This window comes from Dyadobacter sp. CY326, assembly GCF_021390515.1.
GTDB lineage: Bacteria > Bacteroidota > Bacteroidia > Cytophagales > Spirosomataceae > Dyadobacter.
Map to the genome: position 1 here is coordinate 155,379 of NZ_JAJUXI010000014.1, position 26,784 is coordinate 182,162.

16 protein-coding genes are annotated in these 26,784 nt (G+C 45.9%); 6 read left to right on the plus strand and 10 right to left on the minus strand.

Features of this window, described 5'->3' with window-relative positions:
* The first annotated feature begins 48 nt into the window (after nt 1-48).
* The 4 genes from LZG73_RS24890 (at nt 49) to LZG73_RS24905 (ending at nt 5,904) form a co-directional block, all read left to right on the plus strand.
* Nucleotides 49-2,595 carry a phosphocholine-specific phospholipase C gene (locus tag LZG73_RS24890; protein ID WP_233855460.1) on the plus strand — a complete coding sequence of 849 codons (2,547 nt, stop codon included), beginning with the start codon at nt 49-51 and terminating at the stop codon, nt 2,593-2,595.
* A gap of 169 nt (nt 2,596-2,764) precedes the next feature.
* The gene (dnaK, locus tag LZG73_RS24895; protein ID WP_233855463.1) at nt 2,765-4,675 is read left to right on the plus strand and encodes a molecular chaperone DnaK; all 1,911 of its coding nucleotides are present in this window, start codon (nt 2,765-2,767) and stop codon (nt 4,673-4,675) included.
* A 192-nt stretch (nt 4,676-4,867) separates the two neighbouring features.
* Entirely contained in the window at nt 4,868-5,083 is a 216-nt protein-coding gene (locus tag LZG73_RS24900) for a hypothetical protein (protein ID WP_233855465.1), read from the plus strand.
* Nucleotides 5,080-5,904: an SDR family oxidoreductase gene (locus LZG73_RS24905; protein ID WP_233855467.1), complete on the plus strand. Its 825-nt coding sequence runs from the start codon at nt 5,080-5,082 to the stop codon at nt 5,902-5,904. Before LZG73_RS24900 ends, LZG73_RS24905 begins: the two co-directional genes overlap by 4 nt.
* A gap of 80 nt (nt 5,905-5,984) precedes the next feature.
* On the opposite strand, the gene LZG73_RS24910 is transcribed toward LZG73_RS24905, so the two are convergent.
* Nucleotides 5,985-8,441: an alpha/beta hydrolase-fold protein gene (locus LZG73_RS24910; protein WP_233855469.1), complete on the minus strand. Its 2,457-nt coding sequence runs from the start codon at nt 8,439-8,441 to the stop codon at nt 5,985-5,987.
* Nucleotides 8,442-8,604: 163 nt separating this feature from the next.
* Here LZG73_RS24910 and LZG73_RS24915 point away from each other — a divergent pair, with 163 nt between their 5' ends.
* Complete coding sequence (locus LZG73_RS24915; RefSeq protein WP_233855471.1) at nt 8,605-8,991, plus strand: VanZ family protein; 387 nt, start codon at nt 8,605-8,607, stop codon at nt 8,989-8,991.
* On the opposite strand, the gene pgi is transcribed toward LZG73_RS24915, so the two are convergent.
* Both pgi and LZG73_RS24925 read right to left on the minus strand, forming a co-directional pair.
* The gene (gene pgi / locus LZG73_RS24920) at nt 8,970-10,619 is read right to left on the minus strand and encodes a glucose-6-phosphate isomerase (RefSeq protein WP_233855473.1); all 1,650 of its coding nucleotides are present in this window, start codon (nt 10,617-10,619) and stop codon (nt 8,970-8,972) included. The two genes, LZG73_RS24915 and pgi, sit on opposite strands and share 22 nt — an antisense overlap.
* Before the next feature lie 107 nt (nt 10,620-10,726).
* Nucleotides 10,727-11,932 (minus strand): DUF5009 domain-containing protein, encoded by a 1,206-nt coding sequence (locus LZG73_RS24925; RefSeq protein WP_233855475.1) that lies wholly within the window; start codon nt 11,930-11,932, stop codon nt 10,727-10,729.
* Nucleotides 11,933-12,133: 201 nt separating this feature from the next.
* Here LZG73_RS24925 and LZG73_RS24930 point away from each other — a divergent pair, with 201 nt between their 5' ends.
* The gene (locus LZG73_RS24930; protein WP_233855477.1) at nt 12,134-13,948 is read left to right on the plus strand and encodes a glycosyltransferase; all 1,815 of its coding nucleotides are present in this window, start codon (nt 12,134-12,136) and stop codon (nt 13,946-13,948) included.
* Nucleotides 13,949-14,060: 112 nt separating this feature from the next.
* Here LZG73_RS24930 and LZG73_RS24935 read toward each other — a convergent pair whose 3' ends face one another.
* The 7 genes from LZG73_RS24935 to LZG73_RS24965 form a co-directional block, all read right to left on the minus strand.
* Entirely contained in the window at nt 14,061-14,795 is a 735-nt protein-coding gene (locus tag LZG73_RS24935; protein ID WP_233855479.1) for a DUF3800 domain-containing protein, read from the minus strand.
* A gap of 106 nt (nt 14,796-14,901) precedes the next feature.
* Complete coding sequence (locus tag LZG73_RS24940) at nt 14,902-16,083, minus strand: PP2C family protein-serine/threonine phosphatase (RefSeq protein WP_233855482.1); 1,182 nt, start codon at nt 16,081-16,083, stop codon at nt 14,902-14,904.
* Nucleotides 16,084-16,150: 67 nt separating this feature from the next.
* Nucleotides 16,151-16,996, minus strand: a complete 846-nt coding sequence (locus LZG73_RS24945; RefSeq protein ID WP_233855485.1) for a sensor histidine kinase — start codon at nt 16,994-16,996, stop codon at nt 16,151-16,153.
* Nucleotides 16,997-17,017: 21 nt separating this feature from the next.
* Complete coding sequence (locus LZG73_RS24950) at nt 17,018-20,731, minus strand: ATP-binding protein (RefSeq protein WP_233855487.1); 3,714 nt, start codon at nt 20,729-20,731, stop codon at nt 17,018-17,020.
* Nucleotides 20,703-23,549, minus strand: coding sequence for a HEAT repeat domain-containing protein (locus LZG73_RS25605; protein ID WP_233855489.1), 2,847 nt, complete (start codon nt 23,547-23,549; stop codon nt 20,703-20,705). The genes LZG73_RS24950 and LZG73_RS25605 overlap by 29 nt, the downstream gene beginning before the upstream one ends.
* Before the next feature lie 3 nt (nt 23,550-23,552).
* On the minus strand, nt 23,553-24,104 hold the full coding sequence (locus tag LZG73_RS24960) for a GNAT family N-acetyltransferase (RefSeq protein ID WP_233855491.1): 552 nt from the start codon (nt 24,102-24,104) through the stop codon (nt 23,553-23,555).
* 48 nt (nt 24,105-24,152) lie between these two features.
* Nucleotides 24,153-26,783, minus strand: coding sequence for a TonB-dependent siderophore receptor (locus tag LZG73_RS24965; RefSeq protein WP_233855493.1), 2,631 nt, complete (start codon nt 26,781-26,783; stop codon nt 24,153-24,155).
* Between the last annotated feature and the right edge of the window lies 1 nt (nt 26,784).

The window sequence follows — 26,784 nt, forward strand, 5'->3', positions numbered from 1 at the left end:
ATTTGTAAAAAAATATGTACTATGTTACAGGCTAATTCCTAAACCCTTATGGAATCGAGAAGAGAATTTATCAAAAAAGCAACCTTGCTTACTGGTGCAGCTGGCATGTTCAGCGTGTTACCGGCTTCTATACAAAAGGCGCTCGCCATTGACCCGAAAAAGGGAAGCACGTATCTGGATGCTGAGCATGTGGTCATCTTGATGCAGGAAAACCGTTCATTTGACCATTGTTACGGCTCCCTGCGCGGTGTGCGCGGCTTCAATGATCCGAGGGCGATCACCTTACCCAATAACAATCTTGTCTGGCTCCAAACCAATGCCTTCGGCGAAACCTTCGTTCCTTTCCGACTGAATATGAAGGAATCGAATGCGACGTGGATGGGCTCGCTGCCACATTCATGGCCTAATCAGGTGGATGCGCGCAATGGCGGAAAATACGACCAATGGCTCGTTGCAAAACAGCCTGGACATAAGGAATATGCTAAAATGCCTTTGACACAAGGCTTTTACAATCGCGAGGACATTCCTTTTTATTACGCATTGGCCGATGCATTCACAGTTTGCGATCAAAACTTTTGCTCCTCATTAACAGGCACGACGCCCAACAGACTTTATCTGTGGTCAGGAACGGTCCGCGAAAAGCCTGAACCGGAACATTATGCCAATATCAGAAACGAGAATGTTTCCTATGACACCGAGGCTACATGGACGACTTTCCCGGAAAGACTGGAAGACAATGGCGTATCCTGGCGCATTTATCAGAATGAAATAAGCCTGGATTCCGGCCTTACTGGTGTGGAAGATGCCTGGCTGGCGAATTTCACTGACAATCCGATAGAATGGTTTACCCAATATAATGTCCGTTTCCACACAGGTTATCAGCAATATCAAAAGGCGCGATTAAGTGCGTTGCCTGGTGAGATTCAGCAAGCGGAGGAGAAATTGACCAAACTTACCAAAGGCACAAAAGAGGCTGCGGATCTTGAAAAGTCGCTCGTTGCTAAGCGTAAGGAACTGATTTTTGCCAAAGAAGAAATCGAACGTTGGAGCCCGGAAAATTATGAAAAGCTTTCGCAGCGGGCAAAAAATATTCATCAAAAAGCATTTACAACAAATAAAAACGAACCGGAATATCGGAAAGTAACGACCGTCAAATATCTGGACGGCGACATTGAGCACGAAGCAAAAGCGCCACAGGGAGACATTCTTCATCAGTTCAGGAGCGATGTGAAAAGCGGAGCGCTTCCGACGGTTTCCTGGCTCGTTGCCCCCGAAAACTTCTCCGACCACCCGACGTCGCCCTGGTATGGCGCGTGGTATGTTTCGGAAGTGATGGACATTCTTACGGCTGATCCTGAGGTTTGGAAAAAAACCATTTTCATTCTTTGTTACGATGAGAACGACGGTTATTTCGATCACGTCCCGCCATTTGTCGTTCCAAACCCTTATAAAGATGATTCGGGTGCAGTTTCAGAAGGCATTGATTGCAAAACGGAATTTGTGACGATGGATCAGGATATGACCAAGAAAGAGAAGAAGGAAAGCAGAGAAAGTCCGATTGGATTGGGTTTCCGCGTTCCGCTCGTTGTGGCTTCGCCCTGGAATCGCGGCGGCAATGTGTGCTCAGAAGTTTTTGATCATACTTCGATTTTGCAGTTTTTGGAAAAATTCGTAAGCCATAAGTCTGGCAAAAAAATAGAAGAAACGAACATTAGTGCATGGAGACGCACCATTTGCGGTGATTTGACTTCAACATTCACACCATATGACGGCGAAAAAATAGCATTGCCGACTTTCCTTGCGCGAGAGGAATTTATGGAAAGCATTTACAATGCACAGTTCAAAAAACTGCCTAATGCTTACAAGGCTTTGTCAAAAACAGACATAGAGCAGATCAATAAAAATCCGCTGACGTCACCCTTAATGCCGAAGCAAGAACCGGGAACGCGTCCCTCCTGCCCGATCCCTTATGAGCTTGCCGCCGACGGAGCATTGAATACTGCCAAAAATGCATTCGAGATAAAACTGGAAGCCAGAAATGGCGCATTCCGCGACAGCGCTGCTGGTGCTCCATTTATCATTTACGCGCCTGGAAAATATAAAAACGAGGATGTCAAGGTCTGGAATTACGCCGTAAAAGCGGGTCATGCACTCACCGCGGCCTGGAAGCCGGAAGATTTCGAAGGCGGCAAATATCATTTGCGTCTTTACGGACCAAACGGGTTTTTCAGGGAATTTCAGGGCAACAAGGCATCCGGGAATTTGAAAGTCGGTTTTGATTATGAATTGAATAAAAGCAGAAAACCGACGGGCAATGTAATGCTGAGATTTGACGCGGATAACGCGCTCGCTGACAGCACCATCTCGATCATTGACAACGCATATCATGCTAATAATCAAAGCGTAAAGCTGCAAACAGAACCTGGCAGCGATTTGTTAAAAGCCGATATCACATTAAACCTTGAATCTAGCTTTAACTGGTACGATTTCTCCATTGTAATCAACACGCAGCCCGACTTCCTGATCCGTTATGCCGGACACGTTGAAACCGGGCAACTGAGCACGAGCGACCCGGTCATGGGACAATTCGCTTAACCAATCCTTCCGAAGCAGTCAGGCCGAAATACGGCCTGACACTTTGTCACTCCCCATTTTAATCATTGTTTCTGGTACGGGCTTTTTAGTAAAGCCTGGGAACGCAGTTGCGACGAGCACACAGCGATATTAGTCAGAATCAAATTATACTTAACTTTAATATACAACAATGGGAAAAATTATTGGCATAGACTTAGGAACAACGAACTCCTGTGTGGCTGTCATGGAGGGTAACGAGCCGGTTGTAATTGCAAACAGCGAAGGCGCCCGCACAACCCCGTCAGTGGTTGCATTCATGGACAATGGTGAACGTAAAATCGGTGCACCAGCTAAACGTCAGGCGATCACGAATCCCAAGCATACCATCAGCTCCATAAAAAGATTTATGGGCAAAAAATACGATGATGTAACCAGCGAACAGAAAACTGTTGCTTACACCGTTGAAAAAGGCCCTAACAACACGCCTCGTATACCAATTGGTGACAGGTTATATACGCCACAAGAAGTTTCTGCATTCATTTTGCAAAAAATGAGGCAAACTGCGGAAGACTATCTGGGTCAAGAAGTTACAGAAGCGGTGATTACTGTTCCTGCTTATTTCAATGACGCGGAACGTCAGGCAACTAAGGAAGCTGGACAGATTGCGGGTCTTGATGTGAAACGTATCATCAATGAGCCTACTGCTGCCGCGCTTGCTTACGGTTTGGACAAACAGCATTTGGATATGAAAATTGCTGTTTTCGACTTAGGTGGTGGAACATTTGACGTCTCTATCCTTGAATTGGGTGACGGCGTTTTCGAAGTAAAATCTACTGATGGAGATACACACCTTGGTGGTGACGACTTTGACCAAGTAATTATCAACTGGCTTGCAGACGAATTCCAAAAAGACGAAGCTGTCGATTTGAGAAGAGATGCAATGGCTTTACAGCGTTTGAAAGAAGCTGCCGAAAAAGCGAAAGTTGAATTGTCAAGCGGAACGCAGACAGAAATCAACCTTCCATATATATTCCCGGTTGACGGAATTCCAAAACACCTTGTGCGCACATTGACCCGTGCGAAATTCGAGCAGCTTGCGGATACATTGTTCCAAAGAATGATGGAGCCTTGCAAGAGAGCGATGAAGAATGCAGGATATTCAAACAGCGATATCAACGAAGTGATCTTGGTTGGTGGATCTACGCGTATCCCTCGTGTGCAGGAAGAAGTTGAAAAGTTCTTTGGCAGAAAGCCTTCTAAAAACGTTAACCCGGACGAAGCTGTGGCAATTGGTGCTGCAATCCAAGGAGGCGTTTTGACAGGTGAAGTGAAAGATGTCCTTCTTTTGGACGTGATTCCTTTGTCATTGGGTATCGAAACCTTGGGTGGCGTTTTCACGAAATTGATCGACGCAAATACAACGATTCCTTCGAAAAAAACGGAAACATTCTCAACTGCGGCTGATAACCAGCCTTCTGTTGAAATCCACGTTTTGCAAGGCGAGCGTCCAATGGCAACTCAGAACCGCACATTAGGTCGTTTCCACTTGTCAGACATTCCGCCAGCACAACGCGGAACGCCACAAATTGAAGTAACATTTGATGTGGATGCGAATGGTATCCTGCACGTTTCTGCGAAAGATAAAGGAACTGGCAAAGAGCAAAAAATCCGCATCGAAGCATCCAGCGGTCTAACCGACGCTGAGATCAATAGAATGCGCGAAGAAGCAAAAGCGAACGAAGTGGCTGATAAGGCTGAACGTGAAAAAATAGAAAAAATCAATGCTGCCGACAGCTTGATCTTCTCCACAGATAAGCAGCTGAAAGAATTTGGCGACAAGCTTTCTGAGGGAAATAAATCAGCGATCGAAGGCGCGCTTGCCGAGTTGAGAACTGCGCATCAAAGCCAGGATTTGACAGGCATTGATACTGCGATGGAAAAACTGAACGCCGCATGGCAGGCAGCATCGCAAGAAATGTATGCACAAGGTGGCGAGCCTCAGGGCGCACAACCAGGTGGTCCAACGGGCAATCCCGGAGCCGCTGACAATGGCAGTGCAACCGATGACGTAACTGATGTCAACTTCGAAGAAGTCAAATAAAAAAGCAGCTTCAAAAAATCCCCGTCTTTCATAAGATGGGGATTTTTTTTACACGTAATGTGCTGAAAGTGTGTAATACAATCCTGCATAAAACACGAAAAAAGATCCGCTTTTTCTGGCATTAATTTTTATCGTTTTAGGTTACAAATACATCAGACTACTAAACCAAAGGCACTAAAATTCAAAATCAGCATGGACAACAAAATTGCATTACCTGAGTTGATGTATTTATCTCCAACAACCCGTGAAAAGGCGCTTACCATTGCACAGGAGCTTTTAAGAACAAACAATATTTCCCCTCGCGAGGCGGTTTCCAAAGCCATTTTAATTGCAAAGAATTGGGCGGTTAAGAATGTTAATCGCAATGTTTGGAAAAAATTGAAGTCAATCGATAAAGAAAGCATATGATTGGATCGGATCTTAAATTCAGCGGTCAGGTTGCTATTGTAACCGGTTCCAGTTCAGGGATAGGAAAAGCTTGCGCAATTTACCTTGCAGAGCTTGGTGCGCAGGTCGTGGTTAATTACAGCTCGAATCAGGAAGAAGGTGAAAATACACTGAACGAGATCTTGTCGAAAGGTGGCGATGCGATTTTGGTGAAAGCTGATGTCAGTAATGAGGAAGAAGTTAAAGCGCTTTTTAACGAAACACTCAGCAAATACGGACGGCTTGATATTTTGGTGAGCAATGCCGGTCTTCAAAAAGATTCTTCATTTTTAGAAATGACTTTGCAACAATGGCAAAAGGTCATTGATGTCAATTTAACTGGTCAATTCCTGGCTTGCCGGGAAGCAGCGAGGCAATTTGTTGCACAGGAAAAAGACAGAACGGATGTCAACCACAGCGAATTGTCAATCGGAAAGATCATTTTAATGAGTTCCGTGCACGATGTGATTCCCTGGGCAGGTCACGTAAATTATGCTGCTTCAAAAGGAGGCATCATGATGTTCATGAAATCGATTTCTCAGGAACTTGCACCGCATAAAATTCGTGTAAATTCAGTAAGTCCGGGAGCGATTAAAACTTCGATTAACAAGGAAGTTTGGTCAGATCCGGATAAATACAAAGGCTTACTGCAATTGATCCCTTATAAAAGAATTGGAACACCGCTTGATGTAGCAAAAGCTGTTGCATGGCTGGCGTCGGACGACTCGGATTATGTAAATGGCGAAACGCTCTACATTGATGGCGGAATGACCCTCTACCCGGAATTCGCAGATAACGGTTAATGTTAAATTATGCTTCATCATAAAATGCGAAAAGCGCCGAACATTGATTCGGTGCTTTTCGCATTTTACATGAATTGACATTATTCGTTGTTTACAAACTCGCCTTTTTCCACAGACCAGTCATTGCCAAAGAAGCCAGCCATTTTCACTTCCTTAACGCCCTCTTTCAGCATATCCATCGAGAAAATCATTAGGTCCGGAAAACCGCTTCCGCCGCTGAAATACTGGTTTGCATTGGCCGCCTGAAATCCTTTTTTACTCGTTCCCGTGATAACGGCAACCGAAGCGATGTCGCTGTCTGCCCTCGGCCACACGAAATACGCAGCCAAATCACCGGAGAATTGCTTGTTGCCCACATTAATCTTCCCCTTGCTCACGTCTACCGGACAATCCTTCAAAAGCACTTCCCAAGCTGCATTTGTGTCCTTATTTCCATACAAGATCACGCCGCGGTCTTTGTAATTAGCGGGTGAAAAGTCCTTGTCTGCAACAATGTCAACTGCGCCATTGCCGCGATAATACCAGGATTCGGCGTCAAATTTAGCTTTCTCCAAAGCCCATCCCGCTTCTTCCTTGCTGCCACCGGTTCCATACACAAACACCACTCTATTTCTGAATGGGTCTTTAAGCGTTCCATTTCTCAAAACGCCTTTGTGCTTTTTCGAAGGCGTCTCGGTCATTTTCCAGCCGTTATCCTTGGTTAAAAAAATCGTCTCGTTTGCAGCCTTTACCTGATAATCGATTGAGCCTAGGCTGTCTAATATAATTTTAACATTGGCCCCAACCGGGAATGCGCCCAGATCCAATCCTAACAATGCGACATTATTCGTCGTTCCACTGATTTTGTTATCCTTTTTATTCAACGCCAATTGCACCCGACTGTATTTTAGCGCGCTTATTTGCTGGTGAATCGTCGCCCAACGCATTTTTGATGAGATTCCCGGGTTCGCCGTTGTAAAATCTATCGCATTCACAGCCGTGTCTTTCGGAATGGAATGCCAGCTGAAAAAATTGAAGATCGGTGGCCAGTCTACGCTGATGTCGCCATACCAATGTTCGCCGCCAATGTGCTCATAGTAACTGAAATCACGATGAAATTTGCTGAGGATCTCACGCATTTGTCTCGCATACGTCACAGGGACAGTCTTATCCGCATCTCCATGAGCAATATATATGCCCAGGTTTTTGTAATTCGAAGTCAGCGCTAAAACATTGCTTGGGTTGCTCGCTCTGAGCAAAATAGCCTCAACGGGTGAACCTGCACTATCCGGAATGACGCCGTCATGCGAGCCATAGGAAGACAGTGTCGGATAACCAGCAGACGGAGCAATTGCTGCCCATTTCTCAGGATAAGTTGCACCCAAAAACCAGGTTCCGTGACCACCCATAGAGTGGCCGGTTAGGTAAATTTTGGCAGGATCGGGATTAAATTTTTTTTTGGCTATCTCCAACACTTCCAATGCATCCATCCTGCCCCAGTCTTCCCAGTTAAAACCGCGAGGACGCCTGTTCGTTGGCGCAACCACAACACCCCAATCTTTCGGCTTGTAAGCACGTGCCTGACTGATTGCCTGCACCTCAGCGCCATGCACCGAGAAAAACAATGCAGGCTGTTCTTTTGAATCCGATTTTAATTGCGGAGAAACTCCATAATATTGAACACTGCCGTCAAGATCACTGATAAAAGTGCGGCTGTATTGTTTGTTTTCTTCAACAACCTGAATGCTAACTGTCTTTTGATCAATGGCTTTGCCACCTTGCATTAAAGTAACTGCAACATCATGCTTACCCACTTGCTGTCCCGAACCATTCACAACGAACCCGACTTTCCGCAAAGCCATTGCCTGCACAGCCGGAATGTTCGTGCTCACTTCTTTGCCTGAAACAATTCCTTTTATTTGCAAACCTGACAATGATTTCGGTCCTGTGTTCGCGATTACCAAGCCGATCCAAAGCGAATCATTTTTAAGGCTGGGCACGACATCCGGCATTGTGATGTCCTTCGTGTCCATAAATACAGGCTTTTCAGGAAATGTCAAATTAGCGGTTATGCCGCCAAATCGTCCAAAGCGCGCAACCCGGGCATAAATTTCATTCGTCCCTTTCTTTAACCGAACCGGAAGATTCATCCAGCCATAGCGATACATATCACCGCCGCGAGGCACGCCATTGAAGAAAAGCATATCATGTCCCGCAACCGTCAGGATTGCTGTTTGCTCCTTGTCCGATTGATAGGTTAGGTAAACATAGCCGTTGGAAAAGGAATCACCACGCAGTCTGTGAGTCGAATCTGCCTTGACTGTCCGCCATTTGACCTCTTCGCCTTTGGCAGTTTTAGTTAAAGTATTTCCGTCTTGCGGCTTTAACAAAGTGCCGTTATATAGTTGATAGGCAAGCTGATCCGTATATAATGCTTCGCGGCCATATTGGTGGCATGGGCCGACGCCAAGCCCTTCCTCAAAATGGAAAATCTTCTGGGCGCTGGCATTACTTAAGACAGTAAGGAGTGAAAACAAAGTAAAAATGAAATGCTTCATCAATAGGTCAGGAGTTTTATGATTTCTAAAATTATTAAAAAAACTTATGAATACTAGCCGATATATTGAAATAGCTAAATATCAATTTGATGTAAGAAATACACCTTATTTAACACGTGACTGTGTAAACGCATTATTTTTGCAAAAACAAGCTGCGGCCATTATGATTTCAAACACCTTCAAAAGCATCATTCAAGCATTATCCAACAAGCCGTGGATCGCCTGGTTCTGGACATTCCTTATTTTGGTTGCTTGCACCTGGCCTGGAAAGGATATTCCCGCTGCACCCGTTGTAGGTTTTGACAAATTTGTCCATTCAAGTCTGTTCACCGTCTGGACAATTCTCTGGATGCTCGCTTATCCGCAAAAAGCAGCACTATTCGTGCTGCTTGGGATGGCTTATGGGCTGGGATTGGAATTTTACCAACAGCTCCTGCCCTTTGACCGCACATTTGATTGGTGGGACGCGGTGGCAGATGCTGTTGGTGTGTTAATCGGCTTCGCTTTCAAGTTGCTCGTGATCGATCGCTATCGCCAACGCTTGTATTGATTGATCAGGCCGTTGGTCGAACTGTCGTGGTTCGTTACCGGCCAGTCATTTTGAAGTTCAGGATAAATTTTGTTGGCAAGCTGCTTGCCAAGCTCAACGCCCCATTGGTCAAAGCTGAAAATATTCCAGATAATGCCTTGCACAAAAATCTTATGCTCATACATGGCAATAAGGCTCCCTAGCGTCTTTGGAGTGATTTTTTTGACCAAAATAGAATTCGTAGGACGATTGCCGGAGAACACTTTGAACGGTGTTAGAAATTCTATCTCCTCTTTTGACTTCTTTGCAGCGACTAATTCGGCACGAACTTCCTCATCCGTTTTGCCATTCATCAAGGCTTCGGTTTGTGCAAAAAAGTTTGATAACAGCATTTTGTGATGTTCGCCGAGTGGATTGTGGCTCACCGCAGGCGCGATGAAATCGCAAGGGATAAGCTTCGTTCCCTGGTGAATTAACTGGTAAAATGCATGCTGACCGTTCGTTCCCGGCTCGCCCCAAATCACTGGTCCCGTTTGATAATTAACCGGCTGCCCATCCCGTCCTGTGCTTTTACCATTGCTTTCCATATCGCCTTGCTGGAAATAAGCTGCAAAACGGTGCATATATTGGTCATAAGGCAAAATGGCCTGTGTTTGCGCGTCGAAGAAATCGTTATACCAAACACCGAGAAGCGCGAGAATAACCGGCATATTCCTTTCGAATTTCGTTGTGCGGAAATGTTTGTCCATTTCGTGCGCACCGGCCAACAGCTGTTCAAAGTTTTGGAATCCTACAAAACATGCAATTGAAAGTCCAATTGCGGACCACAATGAATAACGACCTCCAACCCAATCCCAGAAACCAAACATGTTTTCAGGATCAATGCCAAACTTCTCAACTTCCGACTGATTGGTCGAAATCGCTACAAAATGCTTTTTAACGTGCTCTTTGTCAACCGCTTTTTCCAAAAACCATGAACGCGCGCTGTGCGCATTGGTCATGGTTTCCTGTGTTGTAAAAGTTTTTGACGCGATCATAAAAAGCGTCGTTTCAGGATTCAGAGACTTAATGGTTTCCGCGATGTGCGTGCCATCAACATTTGACACAAAATGCACATTAAGCCCTGCTTTCCCGTAAGCTTTCAATGCTTCCGTAACCATCACCGGACCCAAATCGCTTCCTCCAATTCCGATGTTCACAATATCCGTGATCTCTTTTCCAGAAAAACCCTTCCAGCTTCCCGACCTAACCTTTCCAGAAAAGTCCTTCATCTTGGCTAAAACAGCATTTACATCCGGCATCACGTCTTTTCCATCCGACAAAATCGGTTCGTTTGAACGGTTACGCAATGCAACGTGCAACACTGAACGTCCCTCCGTCGCATTGATTTTCTCACCCGTAAACATCTGCTCAATGGCGTCCGCTAGTCCTGCCTCTTCGGCAAGCTGCACCAAATAAGCGCGTGTGCGGGTTGTTATGCGGTTTTTGGAATAATCCAGCAGAATGTCGCCAAACCGGATGGAGAATTTCTTATGGCGGTCAGCATCTTCTTCAAAAAACGATTTCAGATGTTTCTGAGATATGGTTTTGTGATGCGTTTTCAGCTTTTTATAAGCCGACAATTGATCAAAGGGCACGGTTTTGAGCATTATCTTATGCGTTTTGTATGGATTATACCTCAAAACCGATGAAGTGGTTTTGAGGTTCGTTTGAATGCAAAAATATGATTTTTGAGGTCTCACTTGACACCCATTTCTCAAATCTTGAGTCTTATGCCAATGCGGTTTAACAATCCGGTTACGAAGATCACAAGCAATGCGAAGCAAAAAGACTTCGCTAAACCGACAATGCCGGTTCGTAGAAATTCGGGTAAACTGAAATTGACAAGCGCCAGAACGGCATACCAGATGTAAGGCACGAGATAGCAGGTTAATGTCGCCGTTCCGGCAGGTTTAATGACTGATGCCCAGCTTTTTATCTTTTTTAAATCAACCAGCCAAAACAGGAATGCAAAAGCGATGAACGCAATTCCGCTACAAATCCCAACCCAGGCCGGCGTTGCCCTGATCTTGGAGATTCCCCAAAACGGCCGGACGCCAAAACCATAGGCCAGACAAACCACGCCGAGAATCGCTAATATCAATAAATAAGTGGTCGTGATGCCGTTTTTTTTGCTGTAAAGTCTGTAAGTGACCGATGCAACAACGCCGCCCATGGTGAAAGCCGGCATCGATCCGCTTCCTACAATCCACACATATTCTTTGACCGGATCTAAAAATGAAAGCATTCCGGCAAATTCGGCGGCGTTAAACAGGATGAAAAACAACCACCCAATTACATTTAGTGCAATGCTGTCTTTGGCGAAAAAATAAACGAGCGCGCACAGCAGATACGCCCAGCCGATCAGACCGAGGATGCCATACCAATGCGTTTCCATGCCCGAAGGATTCGCAGCGTCACCGCCTCTGTAAATGTATGCCAGACCAATGAGCAGCAAATAACCCAAAGCTTTTAATCCTATGAAAAGTGGCTTTTTATCCGGGTTAGCAGGATACACATTCCAAATCAGGAAAAAAGCAACGACCATCCCGATCTCCCAAATGTATTTGCTGACCACCATCGCCGAGCTCGCAGCATTTTCCAGATTAACGATAAAAATGCCCATTAAAAGCAAGGCAAACGTCCGCTCGGCAATGTGAAAGAGAATGGTTGCGTTGCTATCCCCTTTCGACCGCCGGTTGGCGATGGCAAAAGGAATGGACAGGCCGACAATGAACAGGAAAACGGGGAATACGACATCGGAAAGGCCCATTGCATCGTCGGGTCCTTTGCTGTGTTCCATCCATTCGGGAACGCCTTTCAGCGTCCAGAAATCGTTGACAAAAATCATGATTAACATGGTGACGGCCCGAAAAATATCGATCGAGTCGAGGCGCAGTGAGGCGGGTTTTAAATTTTGCATTTAGGTTTAGGAAGTGAGATTTCAGGAACCTAAGATAGTGCAATTACTGGATTTGGCGGAAAGCTTTTTCTTCGACGAAACGGCTCACCAGGCGTTTTAGCGGTTTTACCATCTGATTTTTCTTGTTAGCACATTCAAATCACTTGCAACTTGTTTATGTAATTAATTTTAATTGAAATATCCTACTTACCCTCTATCATTTTGAAACCGGACACGCTTCTATTTGAGATTGCCTGGGAAGTCTGTAACCAGATTGGAGGGATATTTACATACATCAGGTCCAAAGTGCCCACGATGACGGACACTTACGGCGACAATTATTTTCTCATCGGACCTTACATTCCCGAAAAAGCAAAGTTGGACTTCAGGCCGATCTGCGAGCTCGACGAGTCACCGCTCTCTAAATCCATCACCTATATCCGAAGTCTCGGCATTGAAATCCATTTCGGTTACTGGCTGCTTGAAGAGGCGCGGCCAAAGGTTATTTTGATCAATCCGAGTATATCAAAAGCGTTGTTAGATCATGCAAAAACGACATTGTGGCAACATTATCAAATTTCAACAATCAACAGTGAACCCTTACTGGATCAAGTGATTGGCTTCGGCGAAGTCGCACAATTGCTTCTTACTCGCTTGACGGAGGAAATGAGTGTGAATCAAGACGTTATCGTGCATTATCATGAGTGGATGTCGGCCTCCGCGCTGCCGGAATTGGTCCGTCAGCGTGTTCGCATTGCAACGGTTTTCACCACACACGCCACGTTGCTGGGCCGCTATTTGGCACCGAATGAGCCCAATTATTTTGCGAGATTACATTCATTTTCTTGGCAAGAGAAGGCTCGCGAATATGGCATTGAAGTGCAAGCGATGATTGAACGGAATGCTGCAAAATATGCTAATGTGCTGACAACGAACAGTCTGCAAACGGCCGCGGAGTGTGAAGTTTTCCTCGGCCGAATGCCCGACAGCATCGTTCATAGCGGCATTCATCGCAAGCCGGGCGTTGGTCATGAGGTTTTTGAACAACATTTGATAAATCGGAACAAGATTGATGCATTTGTCAAAGCACTTTTTTCACCCAGTTATCAGATCAAAACTGAAAAAACACTTTATTTTTTCACCTCTGGTCGGTTCGAATTTTGTAACAAAGGCTTTGATATCACGCTGCAAGCCATTGCCAGACTCAACGAAGCGCTCGTTCAACGCAACGCAGACATTACAATCGTGCTTTTTGTGATTTCGAAGGAGCCTTATCATCATGTAAAACCTGATGTTTTAGAAGCCAGACAGCGTTTTCAGGAGCTGGAAAAAATTTGCAAAAGGATCAGCACAAAGCTTGGCCCTAGAATTTACGCCAATGTAACCGGCTCAGCCGGACACAGATTGCCTGACCTCAATAAGCTCATCGACGATGAATTACGCGTAACCTGGCGACAAGCTTTGGCAAATTTCAAGCGCAATGGCCTGCCTCCAATCACGATGCATCAGCTGATTGGTCGCGATGAAATTCTTGAATTTTGTCAGCAAGCCGAATTGCATAACCGCGCCGAAGATCGTGTAAAGGTTGTTTATCATCCCGATTTTATCGAGCGCGCGACTTCGTTATTTTCAATGGATTATCTCGAATTCGTGAGAGGCTGTCACCTCGGCGTTTTCCCGTCGCTTTACGAACCCTGGGGTTACGCGCCCATGGAAACCGTTTTGCAAGGAACGCCCATCATTACCAGCGATGTGTCAGGATTTGGCCGTTTTGCAACCGAGGCCAACGGCGCATTGCAAAATAGTGAAGTGAAGCTTGTCAAGCGCCGCGAAAAATCATCAGCAGAAGCCATCATCCAGCTAACCGAGATCTTCACTGAATTTGTCGAAGAATACGAAAACGAACAATACATCCCCCGCGCCACCCTACCCAAATCAGTCCTCGACTCCCTCTGCTGGTCCGAGCTGCAACGCCGCGACCAAGAAAATTACAAGCTGGCGCTAATAAGGCACCAGCCTGTTGCAGGGTTGTATTGAAAACTATCTCAAGAATTTTGCTTTTAAGTAAAAACAATTACATTTGTCATGGGATTGGGGTTTCCCCGGTCGGCAAAAGAGTTTAACAGTTTTCTGTTAAGCTCTTTTGTTTTTAAGGGAATATTTTTAATCCGTATTGCTTTCCGTTTTTTTGGTAAATTTTATTTTGCAAAATCTCGAAGGCCGCATTCTCCGCACTAGAATCAATTACCCGTCGGGCAATTGGATATGCAATTAAATCTGCCAGTTGAAGCCCTGCAACATTCTCTTTTTTGTCTCTAAATTCAATTTCGATATTGCAATTGCCCATTCTTGCTTTGGACACGTAATAGGTTCCTTTACTTCGGATGATCTCAAAGTGCTCCGCTAGTTTTCGGTCCTCTTTTTTCCCGCGCTTCTCAATCACAATCAGCACCTTTTTTGTTTTCAACTTCAAACTTTCGAGCAAAAACACCATTCGCTCAATGACAAAAGACAGCGCAATGTCATAGGGATCTGGCCCAGCCGATGCGTATTTTGAGGAATATGCTACCTTATCAATTGCCGCTGTTATAATGCTGTACGGGTTTTCACTGATGATAGCATTTATATTTTTGTAAAACCTGCGTTTCACAGCGTCATTCAGCAAAATGCAAAATTCCTTTTCGCACTTCCTAATGTCACGAGAATGTAGAATAACATTTAAATGTCCGAAGAAATCGTTCTTGCAAGCATCAATGGATTCACAAAAGGCAGCGTAGTGACGGTCGTCAAATAAAATGCCGCACAAAACAAAAACAGGAAAACCGGCATCAATCCTCATCAATCCCTGATCACCGCACTCGTCTAAATAAAATGTAAAGTTCATAAAAACTGAAAAAGGGTCCCAACGAGAAACCCTTCTTATTTGCTATGGTTTACATTTAGACGTAATTAAATGGTGATGGTAACGCCTTTGATAATTTTTAAAAAAATCACCCGGGTAAATATCTCAGCGACAACATGGTGATATCATCAAACTGCGTTGCTGGTCCGATGAAGTCTATCAGACTTTCCAATGTTGCTTCGTTCATTTCCTTAGCAGTTTCTTTGGCGGAACCGTCGCCTGTGGTGAAGAAATCTTGTAAGTAATGCAGGCCGTAACGGGCTCCTGCGAGATTGTTAGCATCGGTTACGCCGTCTGTGTAGAGTACAAATTTGTCGCCCGGGTTCAATGTGAGCGTGCGGGATTCGAATTCGAATGTTGGGTCAAAGCATAGGGCCATGCCGCCTTCCTTTTTGACCAGTTCCGTTTCACCATCGGCGCGGATGATAACGGGCGGTTCGTGGCCGGCATCCACATATTCTACGACGCCTGTTTTTACATTTAAAATGCAAACGAAGGCCGTTACGAACATATAAGACGAATTGTCTTCACTCAAAAATTCATTTACGATCTTTACTTTTTGCGTAATTGAATCGCCGTTTCGGTTTGAAAACTGGCTTTTAAAAATAGCCTTGCTGATCGCCATAAATAATGCTGCAGGCACGCCTTTGTCTGAAACGTCGCCGATCATGAAAAACAAATGCTCGGAATCCATCATGAAATAATCATACAAATCACCGCCTACGACCTTTGCAGGATGAATGAATGCATGCAGATCCACGCCCGCTTTGCCAATGTTCGCCGGAACCGTTTTGGGCAACATTGACATCTGGATTTCCTTTGCCACGCTCAAATCGTTCTGAATGGCAATGAGCTGTTCACGGCCTTTTTCGAGACTGGTTAGCATTTCAATGTGTTCCACCGTTTTTGAAATCGTAATTTCCAGATCTTCGAAATTGACCGGCTTTGTCACAAAATCAAATGCGCCCCGGTTCATAGCCGTGCGAATGTTGTCCATGTCACCATAAGCGGACACCATAATCGATTTCAGCAATGGATTTTGTTTCTCATTCACTTTGGAAAGAAACGTGAGCCCGTCCATGCCCGGCATGTTGATGTCGGAGAGGATCAGCGCAATGTCGTCAGATTCTTCCAGCCGCTCCAATGCCTCAATCCCGTTATTGGCAAACACAAATTCATACTTTTTATCCCGGATCTGCTTGCGGAACAATTGAAGAATCAACATCTCCATATCCTGCTCATCATCCACACTTAATATCCTGATAGCCATTATTTTATATTTTTTAAAAATTGATATCCAGTTAACTATAAACTCATAAACTCCTAACTCATAAACTCTAAACTCCCAAACCCGGAATCACAATCCGAAACTCCGTTTTTTCACCCAAAACAGAAGTCACATCAATGCTTCCTTTGTGCGTGTCCGTAATGCTCGTATAAGTGAGCGAGAGGCCCAATCCCGTTCCTTTTCCCTGTGGTTTTGTCGTGAAAAACGGTTGAAAGAGCTTCGCAACAATGTCTTCCGGAATGCCGATTCCATTGTCGCAGATGCTGATTTCAACTTGCTGATCCAGTTTGCTTGTGCTGATTTCAATGACAGGTTCATAACCGTCCGGCTGCTGTTTCCGCTTTTCATTCACGGCATAGCACGCATTATTGACCAGATTTACGACCACCCGGCCAAACTCCCCTTTCGCCAAAGGCACATTCCCCGCATGCGGATCGAGATGATATTTCAGCGTGACATTGAATGTGCTGTCGTCCGCCCGCACGCCCTGGTAAGCGAGCTTGCTGTATTCTTCGAGCAGTTGATTGAGATCAGTCGGTTCGAGAACGGCCGCATCCGAGCGCGTTTGTGCGAGCATTCCCTGAATGATCCGCTCAATGCGTTTGCCGTTTTCGTTGATCTTGACCAGATTCTGGGACAGTGTTTCGAGCAGGTCCTTCTCGTCAGCCAGGTCCGCGTCGTTTATGTCGGAAAGTGGTTTTCGGCAAATGTCCCGAATCTCTTCCACCAGCGCCTGCGAAAGCCGTGAAAAGTTATTGACAAAACTCACCGGATTCTTGATTTCATGCAAAATCCCCGCGCTCAGTTGTCCTATCTCGGCGAGCCTGTTGAGCTCAACGATCTTCTGCTGATATAATTCAATGTCGTGTTCCGTTGTTCCGGCCCCCATAGTCATGGTTATTTAAAATTTACAGCATTAAGCGACAACCGGGAGGAAAATTTCAATCTCAGTAAACACCCCTTCCAATGAATTTACCGACATGCGCCCCTTATGATATTCAATGATGTCCTTGCTCATATACAATCCCAGCCCCGTCCCTTTCGACGTAGGTTTTGTCGTAAAAAACGGGTTGAAAAGCTGCTCCTGCTCCTTGGCTGGAATGCCTTTGCCATTATCGCGGATAATAATGCAGATCCCGCCAGCCACCGGTTTTGACGAAATCAGCACTTGCGGCTCAAATGTTTTGTCAATCCTGCCCTTTTCCAGCAGCGCATAACATGCATTGCTGATCACATTCATGATCACCTGCGCAAACTCATACGGAAGCAGACTCACTTTGACGGGATTTGGATATAATGCCATTTCCAGCTTCACAGATGCATTTTTATACTCATTCAACACTTCCTGAATTGCCGATTTGGCCTTTGCATCGAGGAACGGGTTGAGCTCCGTGACGATAAAATCGGCCGATTTTCCTTTCAGCAACTTCTGCATATCCTTCACAATCCGCGTCGTGCTGTTGCCGTGTTCGTAAATTTTTTCCAGGTTTTTTTGCAGCATTTCAAAACCGCTATCCAGGTCGTCCTTTTCGTCTTCCGTCAACCCATCCTGGTGTTTGTCAGTCACCTCCGTGATTTCCTTCAAAAGTTTCCCCGACGATTGCGAGAAGTTGTTAATGTAGTTCAGCGGGTTCAAAATCCTGTCCACAATTCCCTTTGTAAGGCTGCCCACGGACGCCAACCGCTCCTGTCGGATCAATTCTTCCTGAGTCGATTTGAGGTTGGACAATGTGTTTTCAAGGTTTTCAAGAATGTTGGTTTTAATGTAAGCACCAATTAAATGCTCTTTCAGGTTTTTCACCATGCTGAAATCGCGCTCACCGAATGCATTCTCGCGATCCGTATTTTCAAGTGTAATGTAACTTTTCACATCGCCCTCCACACGGATCAGAATCGTTATCAGCGACTTGGGTGAAAAAAGCGCATCGATGGATTGATTTGCATTTTGATTTCGGAAATCATTTTTAAGGAAAATATCTTCCAGAATTTCCTCCCCATTTTCCACGTAACGTTGCTCCGCTTGCTGTGAAGTCAGCCTCACATCCTCCACATTCGCATTGCCGACGGAGCCAGCAAGCGCTATAAACTGGTAGTTATCAGTGGCTTTGTTGTAAACCAGCGCAGACGCACCATTCACATTCTGAAATTCACAAAGCTTGTTCAAAACCAGCTGAAACAGCCTTCCTGTGTTAACTTCACTATTAATCGACTTTACAAATTCATCAATCCGTTCCAGCTGATCATTCGTCGCCGACAATTCCTCTGACTGAAATTCCAGCTCTTCTTTCTGATTTACAACCTCTTCCGTTCGCTCGCGGATCAGCGTTTCCAGTTCCTGTTTTTCTCTCAAAATGCGCCTTAACCGCCACCGGACCACATAATAGATCATCACCGCAAACAAAATCGCGTACAAAATGATCATATACCATTGCCTGAACCAGGGCACCCGGATCTTGAATGCCAATGTGGTCTCTTTGGAAACATGGTTATAAACATCTTTCGAGCGCACTTTGAAAACGTAACTTCCCGACGGCAAACCGCTGTATTCCTTGCGTGTCAATGCGCCCCAGTCGGACCATTCTTTATCATAATTTTCAAGAAGATATTGATAATGAGCTTGTTGGTTGCTGTGATAGCTGGGCAATGCAAATTCAAATATCAAATTGTTCTGCCGGTGGCTGAGTGTTTTTTTGATCGTTCCGTTTTGGGTAAATGCCAGCAAACTGTCCTGCGTCGCAACGGTTCTGAGCAGCACCGGATATTCGTAAACGTAGCGATCGGGCACCTGCATGTCGAGCCTGTAAAGCCCCTGGTCGCCGCCGAGCCATGCATTGCCGTTGTCAGCCGGGAAAATAACCTGAAAAGGAATCTCGGCGATGGGAAGCAATGGCGTTTCCACAAGTTCAAATTTACCGGAAGGCAGTTTTTTGAAAAACGACGCCGATTTTTTATCGCCACGCGTCGTCCACACATTGCCTTTGTTGTCGCCTTGGACGCGGTCAAACCAGGTTTTTTCCGCGTGCAACCATTTGGCGCGTGCGAAATGATCGGATTGTGGCTGATATTCAAAAAGTCCGTCCTTATTAGAAACCATTAATTTGTTTTCATACAAAGCGAGCTTGTTATACAACGGGCTCGAAATGCCTTGCGCCGCAGAAAAGCGTTTCACATTCCCTGATTTCCCATCCAATTTCAAAATTCCATTCGAAAGCGTTTCGAGCCAGAAAGTGCCCGCTGGAAATTCAGTAACACCGACAATCTGCTCAGTCACGGCTCCCACATGCTCCGGACGCCAGCCATTTCCGGCGCGAGTCAATTTGGCCAAACCGTCCTGCATGCCTACATACAATTCATTTCCAGACTTAGCGGCCGTTACGCTCAGCGAAAAATTTGCCGTTATTTTGGAAACGCCCGCGCCTTTTGCCCATTGAAAAAGCCCTTTGTTTGAAGCAATGTAAAGCGCACCATTCGCCTCATCAAAGCCGAGCACACTTCCCGAAAAGCCTTCGACATGAACGATTTTGTTGTTTTCAATATAATATAACCCATACAATGTGCCCACTACAATCCGCCCTTGAAAACGCCTGATTGCTGTAATGGAGCCTTTTAAACCGTCTTCATTGCCAAAAATCGAGATTGGCGAAGGCAGATCAAATCGCGCAATGCCGTCATTAAGCGCAAGCCACAAGTTGTGCTCGCGGTCCGTGAACATCGCCGCAACCTGACTTTCTTCCAAATCAGGACCGGCGTAAACCGGATATTGCACATCGCCATCCGCATTCACCACCAGCATTCCGCCCGTCGCCATGCTTATCACGACCGCTCCATCCTGTAATTTTGCCGCATAAGTGGCCTGATTTCGAATTAAAACCGGATTTGCATTTCCTCCAATGACTTCAATGCGGTTGTTTTTTAATCTAAAAATGCCTTGACTTGTTGTTACCAAAAGTGCTGATCCATCGCCGAGCTGCACAACAGAAGAGAGGTCCAGCAATGCTGGCACATTGTCGTTTTGGACTATTTTAGAGATTTGATTGCCGTTAACCAGCATCATTCCGCTGTTTTTGGCATAAACAAGCATCCCATCTCTGAAAGGAAATGCTGCCTGAATTTTCAGGTTATGTTTAAATGCCGTGACTTTCGAGCCGTTCCAAAAAAAGTTAATCTGATCGGTCACAAACCACGCGCCCGCTTTTGTCGGAATGATTTGAATGACTTGCGTAAATTTTTCTTTGAGCTTGGCTGACAGATTTACAAACTGTTGCGCGCCAAATGCGTCCTTGCCCAAATAACCAAACTCCCCATTCGCTCCCACAAGCACACGGTCTTTCACGTCCGTTACGAGCGCGGAAACGCGGGTCACATTCGTTGTTTGGATCGTTTTCCAGGAAACCCCGTCATATTCCAGCACACCCGCGAAATTGGCAAAATACATTACACCCGACTTTTCCTGCGTGATGGCAAAATTCTGGGCATGCGCATGATAATCCGACGACTGGTAAAAGCCCGATAACGGCCTGCCCATCTCCGGTTTGGCCGCATTGATCTGCTGCGCCAGAAGCGGTTTTAAACCAGCCAAAAAGACAAGTATGATCAATAAATTAATGCACCTCAGCGCTTTCCTCCACATTTTGCCTGATATTAAGATCTTTCAATAAAAAATTCTCGATAATATAAAACTCACTGTCTTCCAACACATTAGGGATCATCACCACACCCATTTTGGTCAACTCGCTCACATCACGGATGTTCCCTGCTTCCAGCGCCCCGATCTTTGAGAAAAACAGTTTTCCATAAGTCACCAGAATCGACACGTCACCGTCGCTCAGGTGCTTTCGCAGGTCAATCACGTCGCCGCTCTCCTCCTGAAAATACGCCGAAGTGAGCAGGATTTTTTGCAATTCACCGCTCAGCAAACCGCCCAACGCATGCGTTTCGCGCAGGCGACGGAGCTTGGAAATGAGCAGATCTTCCTCGGTCGCGAGCCATTCGAGCGGCTTCATGATTTCGAGATGGAAGGCATCATTATCCCGCGTCATGACATCCATTAACGACCGGAAACGCGCAGGATTCACGATCCGGAGAATGTAAAAAGCAGTTTGTGAAATGACTTTGGATTTGGAAACCGCATTGGCAACCAAAACCGGCGTGACGATATCCGCCTGAAAATGAAGCAGTTCCCGGATCGCAACCGCCTTGGTCCAGCGCGAAATCCGTGTGTAATCCTTGTTAATAATGTCGATCAAGCGCTCCTCAACAGAAAGCGTGGCAAGCGGATAGATTTCCGCGTAACGGCGCCGCATTTCGTCCAGGGAGTCGCTGTCGAGATAAGGCAGGACTTTATTTTTAATGTTTTCGGGCAATAACAGGTCGCAAATCTCTGTGAGATAATCTTTTGCATCCGTGGCCTGATCACTTTTTAGCAATGTCACGGCGTGGAATCGCGAACCATAAACAGCTTCCAGCACAATGAATGCTTTCCGCATGATCCGCATTTTTTCCCGCTCAATGTTCAGCATCAGCTGCGTTTCGGGCTCATATTCTTCCGAAAGATCATGTTGAACAGCAAGCAGCCAGGCGAATGTTTTCAAATGCTCGTCGAGTTCGTTAAGCATGAAAGTTTGCTCCGTGCTGTTGCAAGTGTAACGCAGGTTTCGCAATGCTTCCAGCACTTTGTCCTTCACAAATCGGTTTGGATTTTCGAGGTTTCTGCGCAGGAACCGGATCGCTTCCGGGCCACCAATCTGCTCCACAATTTTAAGCAGATGCAGCTGTCTGTAACGGTTATCATTGTTGCTTAAAAACGACTTTTCAATGTATTTCAACAACGGCGCGCCCGATTTTACCAGCGCATCAAATGCCACGGAATAATAACGGTCGATCTCCATTTGCTCCATTAAAAACGGCCACAATTCCGGCCTTTTCAGTTCGCCTGCTGTGTAAATCGCTGCTTCGCGCACCTTTTTGTTTGGGTCCTGCAAAAGCGGGATCAGATATTTGTAAGTCAAAAAACGATTTGACCCGCCAAGACCCAGCGCAGCCTCAATGCGGTCTGTTTCTTTCGGAGAAAAAATCTGGTTAATAAGCTGATCGAAAGGCTTTTCCGAAGCAGTTTGAGCGGGAATGTAAGACTGCTTTTTGCCCGATTTTGCAGGAAACTGGAAAACCTTGTCACGCACCATTTTTTTGTAAGAATTCTCTCCAACAAATGCTACGAACGTCCAGCAAACCGCCACAACCAGGAACAAAATGGCAAGCGGCAATGCGTCGAACTTCGAAATATTGACCAGCGCAAAAAGCAAAATACCAGCCACCAAACCGCCCATTGCCTTGGCCCGGCCTTCGATCCGGCCTTGAATGTTGAGCCTCAAACGCGCCTGAATGGGTTGATACAGAACCTGGTAAGCCGGTTCGGCAATCGCTTTTCTGATCGCACTCATGAAAAAGCGCGAAAGCGCAATGCAGGCAAAAAAGATCGCCGCCGTGTCGTATCCCAGACCATAAATGACCGAAACCGCAAAGCTGAAAACGAGGCTCAATGGCAGGATCAGAATGCCAAGCTTTAACCCGTATTTACTGATTAACTTGTTATATAGGAATGTCTTGATAAAAAATTCAAGAATGGCGCTGATCCCGAAGAAAAATCCGAGAAAACTGGCCAGTGATTCTTTATTGGGAAAAACGCTGCGCGACTCGGTGAAGAAAATATATTCAACATAAAACAATGCAAAAACGGGCAAAAGGGCCAGTAGGAAGATATTTCGATAATATTTTGGATCAACAGCTTCGGCGACCACATTGTCGGAAACTTTGTTTTTGATCTCAATCCGCGTGTGCTCTGCTGTGACATGCAGCTTATGGATCTTTCTCAGCAAAACGGCGCAGACGATGAGAAAACCAACGGCCACGATTAACAGTGAATCGATTGGCAAAACCTTGACCAATGCAGGAACTGCCAGATACATGATCACAGACGAAAAAACTTCGCCGCTGTTGATCAGCGAGGATAATCTCTTGGACTGTTGGAAGTTGAAGAGCTTCACAACCACCGCCCAAAACGTGACGCCATTGACCAAAACAAAAATCCGGTTCCAGATAAAGAGGAAGAAAAACACCCATTTACTGCCCGTCAAATGATAGGTTATGAGGAAAAATGCGATGGAAACGATTAGAAAAAGCAATGCATTTTCGCCCAGCCGATCGAATGCAATGCGCTTCTGGATGCGCGTCAAAACCAGTCCCATCAAATACACAAACACGCCGCCGACCACGTAAACCTGCGGCAACATCAACCGATCGAAACTGACCAGAAATGAGGAAGCCACCGCGGTGTAGAACAATGCAGTTGCGCCGCCCATAAAAAAGGAATAGGCCATCAGCAGGCTCACGAGGCTTTCCTCGTCCTTTCTGATGTTGAGCATCCGCGATATGTCCTTGATTTTTTTCACAAATTAATCTCCCAATTCCTTGATCATGAAATAGATTTGCCGCTCGGGCATTTGATACAAGGGCTTTATTTTCCCTATATACAGGAAGCCGAGATCTTCCAGCGGTTTGATGCGAGAGGCAACGGGCTGCGCAATGATCACCTTAATGCCGTGCGTTGCTGCGTAATGGATTCGCGCTTCGTCAAGCAATGTTGAAAATCCATTTCCACGATATTTCGGCGCAACCACAAGTCTGTTTAACGATGCATATGGGCCATTTCCAAAGTTTTGTAAAACAGTTCCGTCGAACAGATCGGCGTGCGGAATGGAGCTGTAATCGTTGTGAAAGCTCATTCTTGCGGCGGCCACAATTTCCTTATTATGCAGGATTACCCAATGATGCGCCAGCAGATCTTCGTCGTCGAGCCAGGCTTTATGCGAGAAAAAATCCTGGCTTATGCCCTGCTCATCTTTCCAAGCCAACACCCTGAGCGCCCCCATTTCATCCAGCCGTTCGGGATAATCCAGCTTCACAAGCAGGAACTCCGAATTTCTGATTTCAAACCTTGTTTCCATTAAGCGAGGGGGTTTTATATGCACTAATTCCATTTGGAAGCGTAAAGTCTATTTTCTGTTTGTGTCAAAAAGCAGCCCGATTGAAAAAACACGGCCTTCCTGCGGATAACGAGACGCTGACGTTACGCCCTCGGCTGCACGAATGCCCGGCACAAAATATTCGTGGTTCAACACATTGGAAACCTGAACCTGTAAGCTCAACATATTCAGGATGTTATGATAAGTCAATGTTGAATTCAGCAAATAAATCGGCTCGAAACGGGTGATCGGATTGCTGCTTCCGGAGGTTCCAACGCCGGATTTGCGCGCACTGATGTAGTTGTTGGTGACGCTGATGCTCAGGTTTTTAACGGGCTCATAAACCGCTCCAAGGTTGGCAGACCAGGGCGCAATGTCGCTTACCGGAATTTTCTGACCTTCCACTTTGCTCAGGTCACGCGGCTTGCTGTAAGTAAAGTTGCCCCATACATTCAGGTTTTTGATGTCATATCTGGCTTCGGACTGCAAGCCCATGATCCGCTGCTTGCCCAATGCCTGGAACTGCTGCGTGGTCCCGCCGCCTGGCAGCGTGGCCGTCGCCAAACCCACCGCATTGCTGTAATTGGCAATGTAACCCGCCACATTGAACGACATGGCTTTGCTAAAACGCACCGAAACACTGCCTTCGATATTTTTCACGCGCTCAGGTTGCAAGTTTGGATTGTTAAGCTGCCGCTCGCGGCTTGTGGCGTATTTTTGAAGATAGGAAGCATCTTTAAATGCCTCAGTATAAATGCCTTTGAATACAAATTTCCCTTTTGAATAAATCAAACTCAAACGCGGGTTAAACACGAATCCATAACCGCCATTGGAGCGGATCTGATTGTGATCCAGCCTCGCGCCCAGGACCATTTTCAAGCTTTCGGTCCAGTTATATGTCGCTTGTGAGAAGATGCCAATGTCAAAAACCCGGAAGTTATCACCTCCTGCGAGCGTGGAATCCGGTCGGCCGGTTTCATCTGCATTCTCGGCTTGCGATGTAATGTAATTGGCCTGAATAATGCTGTTTCGGATCTCAATGCCGCTGTTAATGTCCAGCTTGGGCAAAGGCGTAAGCAAAACGCGAAACTCGTTCCGAAGCTGGTTGGAAACGCGATACCAGTAAGGGATGGCGTAAGTCGGTTTGCGCGCATTCAGTAAATCGATAACCCCGTAACTGCCATTGAAATAGCCGCGGTAAGTGGGCAGGTTGGTGGCGCCGTTCAGCTCGTGCAGCCGATAGGAAGTTAGGTTCATGATCTGGACCTTCTCCGATATAAATTTATTGTAGGTCAAAGAAAAAGCCTTGTTATTAGCCACCCAGCGGGACACATCGGGCGTTACAATGCGGGAGCGATTGGTGTACCAGGGCGTCGCGCCTTCGTCCGTCTTCCAGCTCATGAGTGAGATCATAAAATCCTTGAACTCGACTTTTGCCCGGATAAAAAAGTTTCTGGAATCATCATTAAAACCAACCTGATTTCCATTCACATTGGCCTGAAACAAATTCGCATTATCCAGTTCCGCCGCTCTGGCTTTTCCTGCATCGGTCAGACTTAATGCATTTGCAGCGCCATTGGCATCATAACCAATCTGATACAGATCGCTGTTTGGAAAAAGCGTCGTGAGTTTATTATTCGTAATGTAAGTCTGGGCGGCGGTGCCTTTAATATTTTGCTGTGTGGGATAATTGTCAGCCGTTCTGGGATCGTAATTCCATTCGGGATATTTGGTGTAATCCAGCTCGTTAGAAGCAAAATAGCGGGATGTAACAGAAACCGCAACGTCCTTCGTGCGAACCGTTACGACGCCATCCACCAGTTTTGTATTCAGCGATCCATAGCGAACCTGCCCGTTCGTAGAAACGACCATTTTTTTCCCTTCAGGCATTTCACGATCCAGGAAACGTTTGGTAATGAGGTTAATAACGCCCATAAATGCATTGGCTCCATACATGGTGGAAGCAGGGCCATAGATCACTTCCACGCGCTCAATGTCGGACAATGCATATTGTCTGGAAATGGGAATGTTGTCGGAGTTCAAGTCATTTTCCTCCACGCCATCCACGAGCAGAATGGTGCGGTCGTTGGAAGTGGAGCGATAACCGCGCTGGTAAAATGTCACATACGAAGGCCCGTTCCCGCGAATCACGTCGAAGCCGGGAATGTCGTTGAGCATTTGCGTCAAATCTTTATAACCGCGTTTGATGATGTCAGTTTGGGTCAAAACAGTCACAGTTGCAGGCACTTGCAACAGGTTCTCAGCTTTTTTGGAAACGGATGTGATCTGGATAATGCGGTCCATGAGATCACGTTGCTGGGCAACGAGATCTTTGAATTGAGGCAGTGCGGAAAATTCGGGTTCATAATTCTGATTAGCAACCAACAGATTTCTGACCGCCGTCGCAGCCTGCGGAAGCGAGTCGAGTGCCAGATAAGTCAATGCAATGATCTTGTATGCCTGGACTTGCGCATTGGGCGAAAATTTGTTTTTGAGACAAGGGTTTAATATTTGAAAAACCTCGTCAAAATTGCCTGTCCGGTATTTTCTGTCCGCTTCGGGAATGATCACGGACGCGTCGCAATCTTCCTGTGCAAAAGCGTTTTGACCCGCAAAAGCAAGAATTATTAGGATAAAAAGGCGTGTAAAATTTTTCATCATG